The following is an 11,979-nucleotide window of genomic DNA, read 5'->3' on the forward strand; positions in this document are numbered from 1 at the left end:
ATCAATCCTTGTAAGTACGACTAGGGCTTTCCCTTCTGAACTCAGTCAGAGAACTCATCGGAGACTCTAAATTTTCACTATTGCTGCGATTTGCAGCGTTGTAACCCGCGATCCTAGTCCAAGTATTAAAAGCAGCTCTAATATCATCCCCCGCTCCCTCCTCATCCGTATGTATCCCCCACAACTGCTTCCTCAAAGGCTTGGCAACCGCCGGATCTTCAACACAGATATTCAACTCACTGTCGACTTCCATGCTTCGCGTATTGATGTTGGCCGACCCCAAAGTGGTGAACACGTCGTTGACGATCATCAACTTGCTGTGGATATACACATCCAGCCAGTTGCCGGGTGGTGAGTCCGGAGCGACCAGGGTGCATACCACGACCTTCAGGCCCGGAATCTCTTCGGGCAGCACGGGCTTGGCGTTTTCCTGAGGAAGGTTGGCCACCAATTCCTCGTAATGTTGCTGCGCCGCTTTCAGTCGAGCCTCGATGGGTTCGTAGGCCCGACTGACCCATTCGCCATGAATGTGGCCATAACCGCGGTTGAACAAGGTGGATTCGCGCTGGGCGTCGAGGACCTTCTGCCTGGCTTGAGCGACTTGTTCCTGAAGTTCATCGCGGCGCTCCAGCCGGGAAACCTCGGGGATGACATCCGGACGCCCCAGTTGCCTGAGCATCCGGTAGGTGTTGACCGTGCCATCGCCCATGCCTTCATTGGAGGAGTTGGTCACGACAAACAGATAGATCGGGCCGTGCACGGCCGTGTTTCGACCCCAGGCCACCTGGACCGCTGCAGCTTTTTTGATTTCCTCGGCCAAGGGTGGCCAACGGAAGTACTGGTTCTCCAGATACAAAAACTGTGTCGCATTCCTTACCGCTTGCAGGTAGTTCGCCTTGATGTCTTGCCGACCTTCCTGAAACTGCGTTCGCAAGACCTGCGCCATCATTCGCGGGCCGAACCCCGCCCGTGGCCTGAGCGCGTTGGCAATGGCCTTTCTCGGAGTCAGCAGATCGATACCGGTTTCATGCAACCAGGCCTGGGCGAAATTGTGGTTGAGGTACTCAAGGACCGGTCCGGTCACACGACTGGAAATGTCCTGGCGCGGGGTTTCGCCATTGCGCCCCGTTTGCGCGTGCATCTTTGCGGCGCTGTGATCGTTCTTGTCCCAGTAGGCGTCCAGCATGTTATGCCCCATGACAAAGCCGACGGCGGTATCGGGGGTTTCGTAATCGACGAGCACCATCTTCTGATGGTGTGTCGGGATCATGGACATCGCACCGGCGGTGGCCGCCTTGTTGAACCGAGAACGCTGGCCGTCTGCGCTGTTCAACGCAACCTGCCAGGCAATTTCCACGCGGTCCGTCAGGTTCAGGTCCCGCGCGACGAACTCGATGTTCTCGAACGCTTCCTTGCCAAAGCTGAAGGCCTTGGCCAGCCAATCGCCCCTCGCGCGGGAGAGGGCACCCAGTGGCGTATGGCTTTCGAACCAGGAGCGTCGCTTGACGTCGGTCTTCGTCGCCCGGCGATACCATTCCCAGTCGAACTCGCGCTGGGCATCGTTGCGGCCACCTGACATGAACGAGGCCAGGTTGCGGCCCGGTGTCATGTTTTCAGCGAATGCCGCCGTCAGGTGCAGACTATCGGACCAGCACAATATGCGTACCTTGACACCTTTAGCCGCCACCATGCCCAGCAGTTGGCCGATGCACGGCGAACTGGTGTCCCCGCGCTTGAAGTACATCGATGGCTGAAAGCCCCAGCAGATGATTTCCACGCTGCTTTTGGCCGCCAGGATGGCGTCATAGACCGCGCCGAATGCGCGCTCGCCGTTAACCAGCGGCTCAAGGGTGGCGGGAACCGGGCCATATTCGGTTCGCTGTACGAACCACGGCAGGTTGAGCTGGCAGGTGTTGGTTTTGCTGGTGGCGATCGGGACGATGATCGTGGGAGTGGCCATCTTCAAGCCTCCGATTTTTTTTTTGGGGGGGGGCAGTAGGGTATTGGCCGCCCGCAAGCCCGAACCGGGTAGCCATTGTGCTGAAACGAATCTGTCACTCGAGGTCCAGGGCAGGCAAAACAGTCCGGGGAACCGAACGTTAATGACGGCAGGCAACGGTCACAAGTCAGCGCATTCCTGAAAAGGTGTAGGTCGAGTCCTGACATGGCGTAGTACCCGTCCGAGAGACTAAACCTCAACGAGGTTACAAGCCGGCAAAAACACCGACACTCGAAGCTGCTGGCACGGATAGAGTTTCAGCGAGGCAGGATTCGCAATGAGCTGTTGAAGCCGTGTCGATGAAACGCCGACGTTGAACCTCAGCACACCGAAGTAACCAGGTCGTACGCAATACCTGTGGGAGCGGGCTTGCTCGCGAAAGCGGTATGTCATTGACATTGATGTCGACTGACACGACGCCTTCGCGAGCAAGCCCGCTCCCACAGGGTTATTCGGTGTTCATGAACATTCATCACGCATGCCGCTTGCGATACTCCCCCGGCGCAATGCCGAAGCGCGACTTGAACGCGGTGGAGAAGTAGCTCGAATCGGAAAACCCCCACGAATACCCCAGCACCGACAACTTCTGCTCCATGCCCGATTGGCGCAGGGATTCGGCGCACAGGTCCAGGCGACGGTTCTTGATGTAGCGCGCCACCACCAATCCCTTCCTGGCAAACATCCGGTACAGGCCACGGGTGGACATGCCGACTTCCCGCGCCAGCCATTCCGGGCACAGGTCTTCGGAGCGAATGTTTTCGTCGATGCAGGTGAGCGTCTTGCGGAAGTTCCGCTCATGGGCATCGGTGCTGTCGTCGGTCTGGCTGATCGCCGGGCGCAGCAGGCTGACGATCGCCTCCAGGGTCGCTTCGCTTTCCTGTCGGGTCAGGTGTTGCTGGCGGGTGGCGTCGAGGATCAACCGGTGCGAGAGCATCGCGATGGGTGAGGTCCCGGCGATCCGGTGGCCGCACTTGACTTGATTGAAGCGCAGGGTTTGCTCGACCAGTTGATACGGCAGGATCAATGACAACTGCCGGGAGTTTTCGCCATAGGTGAAATCGCTGGGTCGCGCGGCATCGATCAGCGTGATATCGCCGGGGGACAGCAAGACCTTGTCGTCGCCCTGGGCCATGCCCGCCGTGCCGTCGAGCTGGAACACCGCAAAATACTTGCCGCCCTCGCCCGCTGCGACTTCCTGGGGCGTGCGGTACAAACGCGCCTGGCACGCGTCGACGAAACTGAGCTTGAGCGCATCGCTCTGGTATTCGCGGATGCGCCCGGCAAATTCGCTGCCCAGGGGTTGTGCGTTGAAGGCGCCACAGATCTGGTTGATCTGATGGATCCACTGGTCGAACCCATCATGGCGCTGTGCTGTTGTAGAAATCATGTCAGGCCTCACGCAGGCTTATTTTTATTGTCTACGTCAATCCACACGACACCGGATGCTTCGAGTCTCCTGAACCGCACCACTCCCTGAACAATGACGTGCTATTTCAGTCCGCCAAAACGCCGATAGAAGCTTTCACCGACATCCGGCAACGGACCGTCGGCCGTTTCCAGCGCAGCGTTCAACCATTCTTCGGCTTTGGCGTAGATCAAACGGTAAATGTTGCGGCACAACTGGCGGGCGGCGCGGCCTTCCCAGTCGCCGGGCAGCAACTCGTCCGGCAGTTGCGGGTCGCGCAGCAGCAGCTTGCGGTACTCGTGAATCAACAGCACACGCGCCAGGAAGCAGTCGGCCGGTTGCAGGTTTTCCTGCTCGCGCAGGGCTTGCCACAGCGGCCGGAACAACTGGATGAACTCGCTGTAATGCGCCGCCAGCTCATCGATGTTCCAGCTCTCGCGCACCTGCAGGCGCAGGGCCTTGGAGGCCAGGACGTCCTGGGCGGTGGTTTCGAAGACGATGGTGTCCTCCTGGGCGCCGAGGTCGAGCAGGGTCGCGTTGACGTCGGACCGGTCACTGCGCGGACAGGCCAGCACCACTGGCGAAATCGCGCCGAAGCCTTGCCATTCCAGTTCCTCGCGCACCTGTTTGCGTTTGTCCTGGGTCAGTTGCGAGAGCATCACCAGGCACCAGGAACCATCCCAGGCCGGCATCGTGGTGCTGTAGACCCGCTTGAAGGCCTTGTCGAAACGGCGACGACCGGTGCCCGTCAGGCTGTAGTAACTGCGACGACCGACCTTCTCGGCGGTCAGCCAGCCTTCCTTGGTCAGGCGAAAAATCGAGGTGCGGATCAGCCGCTCGTTGATGCCGATGGGCTCGAGCAACTGAATCAGGCTGCCCAGCCACACGGTACCGCCATGGGGTTCGATGGCATCCCCGTACAACGTGATGATCAAGGAACTGGCGCGGATCGGCGTCTGCTCCTGGAAGCGGGTAATCAGATGGTTCAAGGGAGTCAGGGACGACATGGGCGTTCCGTGCAAAAAAAGAAGAGGAATATACCGAAAGCCAAGGGGTTAATCCCAATCCCTTGTGGGAGCGGGCTTGCTCGCGAAGGCGGTATGTCAGTCGATAAATTTGTCGTCTGACACTCCGCTTTCGCGAGCAAGCCCGCTCCCACAGGGGACCTGTGTTCACGAGACACTGCCTTTTGGCCGCAACCCACTGTCACTGATACGCGGGCGATCCGGCTCCGGTTCGCTCAGCGGTTCGCACACCTGCATCTGCATAAGGCAACGCTGGGCCAGTTGCTGATACTCCCGGGTGCCGGCCTGTTTCCACGCCACTTCCTGATCGCTGAGGTTGCGCTTGATGCTGGCCGGTGCGCCCATGACCAGCGACTGTTCCGGGCATTCGAAGCCGGCCTTGACGAACGCCGCCGCCGACACAAAGGAACGCGGGCCGATCCGGGCGTTGTCCATCACCACCGCATTCATGCCCACCAGCGCATCGGCGCCGATGCGGCATCCGTGCAGCACCGCGCCGTGGCCGATGTGGCCGTTGCGCTCCACCACTGTGTCGCTGTCGGGGAAACCATGCATCACGCAGGTGTCCTGCAGGTTGGCGCCCTCCTCCAGCACGATCCGCCCGAAGTCCCCGCGCAGGCTGGCCAGCGGACCGACATAACAATGCGGGCCGATGATCACGTCGCCGATCAATACGGCGGACGGGTGCACATAAGCGCTCGGGTCAACCACCGGAGTCAGGCCATCAAGGCTGTAGCAGGTCATGGCAGGTTCCTTCGCAAAGCGATGCAAATAATGGCCTATTTTGTATCACATCACTTTTACCAGCACAAAGACTAAAAACCGTATCACTTGAAACGCACCTTTCCGACGAAAACCAACGCGCCCCTAAAAACGCTGCAAAACCCAATGAACTCAGGGAACAACCCATTATCAGCGCCCCTTCAACAGAAAGACATAAAATCGGAAACCACACAATTAGGACACATTAAATCAATTTTAGTATTGCATTTGCGTATCACGTTGTAGCTATACTTGGGCAAAACCGGCCCCTGAGGCCGATCCAATAACGAGCCGGCACCACGCCGAGCGTGCACCGTGAGAGCATCCGCCATGCCTCTGACCCTTGCCGTCGAATTGATCGAGCCTGGCGTCCGCCTGATTACCCTGCAGCGTCCGCAAGCCCTGAACGCCTTGACCACCGAGTTGCTGGGCGAACTGGCCGCTGAACTGAACATCGCCCAAGCCGACCCCGACACCCGCGCCGTGGTCCTTACCGGCAGCCGCAAGGCCTTCGCCGCCGGCGCCGACATCAAGGAAATGGCCGAGCGCAACCTGGTCGGCATCCTCGACGATCCGCGCCAGGCCTCGTGGCAAACCATCACCCGTTTCAGCAAACCGCTGATCGCCGCGGTCAACGGCTTCGCCCTCGGCGGTGGCTGCGAACTGGCGATGCACGCCGACATCATCATTGCCGGGGAAGACGCGCGCTTCGGCCAGCCGGAAATCAACCTCGGGATCATGCCCGGCGCCGGTGGCACCCAGCGCCTGCTGCGCGCCGTCGGCAAATCCATGGCCATGCAAATGGTGCTGACCGGCGAGCCGATCGACGCCCGCCAGGCCCAGCGCGCCGGCCTGGTCAGCGAAGTCACCCAACCGGAATTCACCGTCGAGCGCGCCCTGCACATCGCCCGCAGCATTGCGGCCAAGGCACCGCTGGCGGTGCGCCTGGCCAAGGAGTCACTGCTCAAGGCCATGGACACCGACCTGGCCAGCGGCCTGCGCTTCGAGCGCCACGCCTTCACCGTGCTGGCCGGCACCCGCGACCGCGACGAAGGCATTGCGGCCTTCCAGGAAAAACGCGCGCCGACCTTCACCGGCCAGTAATCCAACGACTTCGAACGACTGCCAAGAGAACGCCCAGACCATGAACTTCGAACACATCCTGTTTTCCATCGACGCCGGCGTCGCCCTGCTCAGCCTCAACCGGCCAGACCAGCTCAACAGCTTCAACACCCAGATGCATGGCGAAGTGAAGGAAGCGCTCAAACAAGTGCGGCAGAACCCGGACGTGCGCGTTTTACTACTGACCGGTGAAGGTCGCGGCTTCTGCGCCGGGCAGGACCTGAGCGACCGCAATGTCGCGCCGGGCAGTGCCGTGCCGGACCTGGGCGAGTCCATCGAGAAGTTCTACAACCCGTTGATCCGCCAGTTGCGCGACCTGCCATTGCCGGTGATCTGCGCGGTCAACGGCGTCGCCGCCGGTGCCGGCGCCAACATTCCGCTGGCCTGCGACCTGGTACTGGCGGCACGTTCGGCCAGTTTCATCCAGGCGTTTTGCAAGATTGGTTTGATCCCCGATTCAGGCGGCACCTGGACCCTGCCCCGCCTTGTCGGCATGGCTCGGGCCAAGGCTTTAGCCCTGCTGGGCAACCGCCTGAGCGCCGAACAAGCCGAGCAATGGGGCTTGATCTACCAGTGTGTGGACGACGCCGATTTGCGCGATGAGGCCCTAAAACTGGCCCGCCACCTGGCGACCCAGCCGACCTACGGCCTGGCGCTGATCAAACGCAGCCTCAACGCCAGCCTGAGCAACAGCTTCGACGAGCAGCTTGAGCTGGAAAAAGACCTGCAGCGCCTGGCCGGGCGCAGCGAGGACTACCGCGAAGGCGTCGGCGCCTTCATGGAAAAACGCACCCCGGTTTTCAAGGGGCGCTGAGTCATGACCGCACTGAACACATCTGCACGCATCGCCGTGATCGGCGCCGGGGCCATGGGTGCCGGCATCGCCCAAGTCGCGGCCCAGGCCGGCCATCCGGTATTGCTGCTGGACAATCGTCCCGGCGCTGCCGCCCAAGCGATTGAAGGCATCGACCGCCAACTGGGCAAGCGAGTCGAGAACGGCAAACTGTCGGCCGAGTCACGCAGCACAACCGTCGCCCGCCTGCAAGCGGTGGAAGCCATCGAAGCCCTGGCCGATTGCGACCTGATCATCGAAGCCATCGTCGAGAACCTCGAGGTCAAGCGCGCCCTGTTCCGCCAGCTCGAAGGCATTTGCGGCGAACATTGCATCCTCGCCAGCAACACGTCGTCGCTGTCGATCACCAGCATCGCCGCACAGCTTGAGCATCCACAACGCCTGCTCGGCCTGCATTTCTTCAACCCGGCACCGGTCATGGCGCTGGTGGAAGTCGTCTGCGGCCTGGCCAGCGATCCGGCATTGGCGCAATGCCTGCACGACACCGCCAAAGCCTGGGGCAAAAAACCGGTGCACACCCGTTCGACACCGGGCTTCATCGTCAACCGCGTGGCCCGGCCGTTCTATGCCGAAAGCCTGCGGATGCTGCAGGAAGGCGCGGCCGACTGCCCGACACTGGATGCCCTGATGCGCGAGGCCGGCGGTTTTGCCATGGGCGCGTTCGAGCTGACCGATTTGATCGGCCACGACGTCAACTACGCCGTGACCTGCTCGGTGTTCGACGCCTATTACCAGGACACGCGCTTCCTGCCGTCGCTGATCCAGAAAGAACTGGTGGACGGCGGGCGCCTGGGACGCAAGAGCGGTCAGGGTTTCTACAGCTACGTCCAGGGTGCGGAACGCCCGCACGCCGCTGAAATCAGCAGCGATGGGACGGTCGAGGCGTGTGCTGTGGAAGGCGATCTCGGTATCGCTCAAGGCTTGCTCGCACGCTTGCATGAACAAGGCGTCGAGATCGTCCAGCGTGATGGCCAAGGCTTGCTGCGGGTCGGTGATGCCGTGCTGGCCTTGAGTGACGGACGCATGGCCTGCCAGCGGGCTCGCGAAGACGGGCTGCGCAACCTGATCCTGCTGGATCTGGCGTTCGATTTCGGTAATGCCAAACGCATCGCCATCAGCCATGCGGCTGGCATTGATCCGCTAGCCCTCGAACAGGGCGTTGCCCTGCTGCAACGGGCCGGCCTCAAGGTCAGCCTGCTCAGCGACAGCCCGGCCCTCGCCGTCCTGCGCACCGTGGCCATGCTCGCCAACGAAGCCGCCGACGCCCTGTTGCAAGGCGTGGCCTCGGCCGCCGACATCGATCTGGCCATGCGCGCCGGGGTCAACTACCCGCAAGGGCCGCTGGCATGGGCCGATGCCATTGGCCTGTCGCACATTCTTCAAACGCTGGAAAACCTGCAAGCCAGTTATGGCGAAGAACGCTACCGGCCGTCGCTGCTGCTGCGCCGTCGCGTCGCCGAAGGGAGAACATTCCATGACTAACCACGAAGCCATGAGCCTGGCCAGTGAATGCGCGCAATCGCTGTTCCAGCGTGATAACGCCAGCCAGGCCATGGGTATGCGCCTGCTCTCGGCCGGCCCCGGTTGCGCCCGGGTCGGCATGACCGTGCGCGCCGACATGGTCCAGGGCCACGGCACGTGCCACGGCGGCTACCTGTTCGCCCTCGCCGACTCGGCGTTCGCCTTTGCCTGCAACAGCTACAACGAGGCCACCGTGGCCATCGGTTGCAGCATCGACTACATCGCCCCGGCGCGCCTGGGCGACACGCTGAACGCCGACTGCATCGAGCAGAGCCGTTCGGGTCGCACCGGCAACTATGACGTGCGCATTGAAAACCAGCAGGGCCAGTTGATCGCCCTGTTCCACGGCAAATCCTACAAAGTGCGCGGCCCGGTGCTGACGCAGGAGACCCCCAATGAATGACGCCCTGATCATCGATGCAGTCCGCACCCCGATTGGCCGTTACGCCGGCGTCCTGAGCAGCGTGCGCGCCGACGACCTCGGCGCGGTGCCGCTGCGCGAACTGCTGCGCCGCCACCCGCAAGTGGACTGGAACACGGTCGACGACGTGATCTACGGCTGCGCCAACCAGGCCGGCGAAGACAACCGCAACGTCGCACGCATGTCGGCGTTGCTGGCCGGGTTGCCGGTCAGCGTGCCGGGCACCACCCTCAATCGTCTGTGCGGTTCCGGGCTGGATGCTATCGGTACCGCCGCCCGTGCGATTCGCAGCGGCGAAACCGGGCTGATGCTGGTCGGCGGCGTGGAATCCATGTCCCGCGCGCCGCTGGTGATGGGCAAGGCCGAGCAAGCGTTTTCCCGGTCAGCCGAGATCTTCGATACCACCATCGGCTGGCGCTTCGTCAATCCGCTGATGAAAAAGGCCTACGGCATCGACTCCATGCCGGAAACGGCAGAGAACGTCGCCGAACAGTTCAACATCTCCCGGGCCGATCAGGATGCGTTCGCCCTGCGCAGCCAGCAACGCGCCGCTGCCGCCCAGGCCAACGGACGTCTGGCCAGGGAAATCGTCGCAGTGGAAATCCCCCAGCGCAAAGGCCCGGCCAAAGTGGTCGAGCACGACGAACACCCCCGCAGCGACACCACCCTTGAACAGCTGGCCAAACTCGGCACGCCGTTCCGCGAAGGCGGCAGCATCACCGCCGGCAATGCCTCCGGGGTCAACGACGGGGCCTGCGCACTGCTGCTGGCCAGCCCGGAAGTCGCCAAACGCCACGGCCTGACCGCCCGTGGCCGGGTCGTGGCCATGGCCACCGCCGGCGTCGAACCACGGATCATGGGCATCGGCCCTGTCCCTGCCACGCGCAAAGTGCTGGAAGTGGCCAACCTGAGCCTGGCCGACATGGACGTGATCGAGCTCAACGAAGCCTTCGCCGCACAGGGCCTGGCGGTGCTGCGCGAACTGGGCCTGAGCGACACCGACCCGCGAGTCAACCCCAACGGCGGCGCCATCGCCCTGGGCCATCCACTGGGCATGAGCGGCGCACGCCTGGTGACCACCGCCCTGCATGAGCTTGAGGAACGCAATGGCCGCTACGCCCTGTGCACCATGTGCATAGGTGTCGGCCAGGGGATCGCGCTGATCATCGAGCGTCTATCCCACTAAAGAATCGCGATTCCCAAGGAGCCGAGAGGTATCCTTGGGGCATGCACTCAAAGCCCTTGTGCAAAGGGCTGGAACACAAAAACAATTCGAGTGAACACATGAACATGCCAATTGCCAAAGCCGTGCTGGACCCCGTGCTGGACCCGCTGGAAACCGCCAGCATCGACGAGCTGCGCCAGCATCAGCTGGAGCGCCTGCGCTGGAGCCTGAACCACGCCTACAACAACGTGCCGCTGTACCGTCAGCGTTTCGATGCACTGGGCATGCACCCGGACGACATCAAGTCCCTCGAAGACCTGGCGAAATTCCCTTTCACCACCAAGTCCGACCTGCGGGACAACTACCCCTATGGCATGTTTGCCGTGCCGATGAACGACATCGTGCGCCTGCACGCCTCCAGCGGCACCACTGGCAAACCGACCGTGGTCGGCTACACCCAGAACGACATCGACACCTGGGCCAACGTGGTGGCGCGCTCGATCCGCGCCGGCGGTGGCCGCCGTGGCGACAAGGTGCACATTTCCTACGGCTACGGCCTGTTCACCGGCGGCCTCGGCGCCCACTACGGCGCCGAACGCCTGGGCTGTACGGTGATCCCGATGTCCGGTGGTCAGACCGAAAAGCAAGTGCAGCTGATCAAGGATTTCCAGCCGGACATCATCATGGTCACGCCGTCCTACATGCTCAACATCGCCGATGAAATCGAGCGCCAGGGCATCGACCCGCACAAACTGGCCCTGCGCCTGGGCATCTTCGGCGCCGAGCCGTGGACCGCCGAACTGCGCAGCGCCATCGAGGCGCGCCTGGGCATCACTGCCCTGGACATCTACGGCCTGTCGGAAATCATGGGGCCAGGTGTCGCCATGGAATGCGCCGAAACCAAGGACGGCCCGACCATCTGGGAAGACCACTTCTACCCGGAAATCATCGACCCGGTCACCGGCGAAGTGCTGCCGGACGGGCAAATGGGCGAACTGGTGTTCACCTCATTGAGCAAAGAAGCCCTGCCGATGATCCGCTACCGCACCCGCGACCTGACGCGCCTGCTGCCAGGCACCGCGCGACCGATGCGCCGCATCGACAAGATCACCGGGCGCAGTGATGACATGCTGATCATCCGCGGGGTCAACGTGTTTCCGACGCAGATCGAGGAACAGGTTCTCAAAGTCAAACAACTCGCCGAGTGCTATGAGATCCATCTGTATCGCAATGGCAACCTGGACAGCGTTGATGTGCATGTCGAGTTGAAGGCTGAGCACCAGCACCTGAGCGAAGAACAGCAGAAGGCTGTTTGTGGGGAATTGAGCAAACACATCAAGACGTATATCGGGATCAGTTCGCGGATTGTTTTGCAGCCGCTTCATTCGATCAAACGGTCGGAGGGCAAGGCTTGCCACGTGTTGGATAAACGTCCTAAAGCATGACTGCTGCACCCTTTATGGCCCCGCTAATTGCGGGGTTTTTTTTGGCCTGGCTTTACCGACTCAGGAGCACAATCCCTGTGGGAACGGGCTTGGTCCGGGCGGCGTTCCGACGAAGGCGGCCTGACAGCCGGCTTGTCTTTTGTTGATTGCGTACATATCCGTTTCTTCGGTAACGGCCGCTTATGGTTCCGCCCTTACGGCGGGTCACTTTGAAAAGCGCAAAGTAACCAAACGCTCTTGCCCCTGACATTCGGTGCCTCG

At 61.8% G+C, this 11,979-nt stretch carries 10 protein-coding genes; 6 read left to right on the forward strand and 4 right to left on the reverse strand.

Going from position 1 to position 11,979, the window contains the following annotated elements; all coding sequences use genetic code 11:
* Position 1 precedes the first annotated feature (1 nt).
* From AC07W4_RS24465 to paaY, 4 genes are all read right to left on the reverse strand, one after another.
* A complete protein-coding gene (locus tag AC07W4_RS24465) occupies positions 2 to 1,960 on the reverse strand; it encodes a phospholipase D-like domain-containing protein (RefSeq protein ID WP_495034313.1) in 1,959 nt (652 codons plus the stop codon).
* A gap of 511 nt (positions 1,961 to 2,471) precedes the next feature.
* Complete coding sequence (gene feaR, locus AC07W4_RS24470) at positions 2,472 to 3,386, reverse strand: transcriptional regulator FeaR (protein WP_495034305.1); 915 nt, start codon at positions 3,384 to 3,386, stop codon at positions 2,472 to 2,474.
* 101 nt (positions 3,387 to 3,487) lie between these two features.
* Positions 3,488 to 4,411, reverse strand: coding sequence for a phenylacetic acid degradation operon negative regulatory protein PaaX (gene paaX, locus AC07W4_RS24475; protein WP_429392334.1), 924 nt, complete (start codon positions 4,409 to 4,411; stop codon positions 3,488 to 3,490).
* 165 nt (positions 4,412 to 4,576) lie between these two features.
* On the reverse strand, positions 4,577 to 5,173 hold the full coding sequence (gene paaY, locus AC07W4_RS24480; RefSeq protein ID WP_495034306.1) for a phenylacetic acid degradation protein PaaY: 597 nt from the start codon (positions 5,171 to 5,173) through the stop codon (positions 4,577 to 4,579).
* Positions 5,174 to 5,521: 348 nt separating this feature from the next.
* On the opposite strand from paaY, the gene paaF reads away from it, so the two are divergent.
* The 6 genes from paaF (at position 5,522) to paaK (ending at position 11,718) form a co-directional block, all read left to right on the forward strand.
* Complete coding sequence (gene paaF, locus AC07W4_RS24485; protein ID WP_495034307.1) at positions 5,522 to 6,295, forward strand: 2,3-dehydroadipyl-CoA hydratase PaaF; 774 nt, start codon at positions 5,522 to 5,524, stop codon at positions 6,293 to 6,295.
* 40 nt (positions 6,296 to 6,335) lie between these two features.
* A complete protein-coding gene (gene paaG, locus AC07W4_RS24490; RefSeq protein WP_495034308.1) occupies positions 6,336 to 7,127 on the forward strand; it encodes a 2-(1,2-epoxy-1,2-dihydrophenyl)acetyl-CoA isomerase PaaG in 792 nt (263 codons plus the stop codon).
* 3 nt (positions 7,128 to 7,130) lie between these two features.
* Positions 7,131 to 8,648: a 3-hydroxyacyl-CoA dehydrogenase PaaH gene (gene paaH / locus AC07W4_RS24495; protein WP_495034309.1), complete on the forward strand. Its 1,518-nt coding sequence runs from the start codon at positions 7,131 to 7,133 to the stop codon at positions 8,646 to 8,648.
* Positions 8,641 to 9,090 (forward strand): hydroxyphenylacetyl-CoA thioesterase PaaI, encoded by a 450-nt coding sequence (gene paaI / locus AC07W4_RS24500; protein WP_495034310.1) that lies wholly within the window; start codon positions 8,641 to 8,643, stop codon positions 9,088 to 9,090. Before paaH ends, paaI begins: the two co-directional genes overlap by 8 nt.
* On the forward strand, positions 9,083 to 10,294 hold the full coding sequence (pcaF, locus tag AC07W4_RS24505; protein WP_495034311.1) for a 3-oxoadipyl-CoA thiolase: 1,212 nt from the start codon (positions 9,083 to 9,085) through the stop codon (positions 10,292 to 10,294). The genes paaI and pcaF overlap by 8 nt, the downstream gene beginning before the upstream one ends.
* Positions 10,295 to 10,392: 98 nt before the next feature.
* On the forward strand, positions 10,393 to 11,718 hold the full coding sequence (paaK, locus tag AC07W4_RS24510; RefSeq protein WP_495034312.1) for a phenylacetate--CoA ligase PaaK: 1,326 nt from the start codon (positions 10,393 to 10,395) through the stop codon (positions 11,716 to 11,718).
* Positions 11,719 to 11,979: the final 261 nt, after the last annotated feature.

Source organism: Pseudomonas sp. GW821-FHT02A08 (assembly GCF_059422045.1).

Bases quoted from the DNA above. Each gene is read 5' to 3' on its own strand.
- paaI (WP_495034310.1), top strand. From the start codon at position 8,641: ATGACTAACCACGAAGCCATGAGCCTGGCCAGTGAATGCGCGCAATCG.
- feaR (WP_495034305.1), bottom strand. From the start codon at position 3,386: ATGATTTCTACAACAGCACAGCGCCATGATGGGTTCGACCAGTGGATC.
- paaK (WP_495034312.1), top strand. From the start codon at position 10,393: ATGAACATGCCAATTGCCAAAGCCGTGCTGGACCCCGTGCTGGACCCG.
- paaX (WP_429392334.1), bottom strand. From the start codon at position 4,411: ATGTCGTCCCTGACTCCCTTGAACCATCTGATTACCCGCTTCCAGGAG.
- paaY (WP_495034306.1), bottom strand. From the start codon at position 5,173: ATGACCTGCTACAGCCTTGATGGCCTGACTCCGGTGGTTGACCCGAGC.
- paaF (WP_495034307.1), top strand. From the start codon at position 5,522: ATGCCTCTGACCCTTGCCGTCGAATTGATCGAGCCTGGCGTCCGCCTG.
- pcaF (WP_495034311.1), top strand. From the start codon at position 9,083: ATGAATGACGCCCTGATCATCGATGCAGTCCGCACCCCGATTGGCCGT.
- paaH (WP_495034309.1), top strand. From the start codon at position 7,131: ATGACCGCACTGAACACATCTGCACGCATCGCCGTGATCGGCGCCGGG.
- AC07W4_RS24465 (WP_495034313.1), bottom strand. From the start codon at position 1,960: ATGGCCACTCCCACGATCATCGTCCCGATCGCCACCAGCAAAACCAAC.
- paaG (WP_495034308.1), top strand. From the start codon at position 6,336: ATGAACTTCGAACACATCCTGTTTTCCATCGACGCCGGCGTCGCCCTG.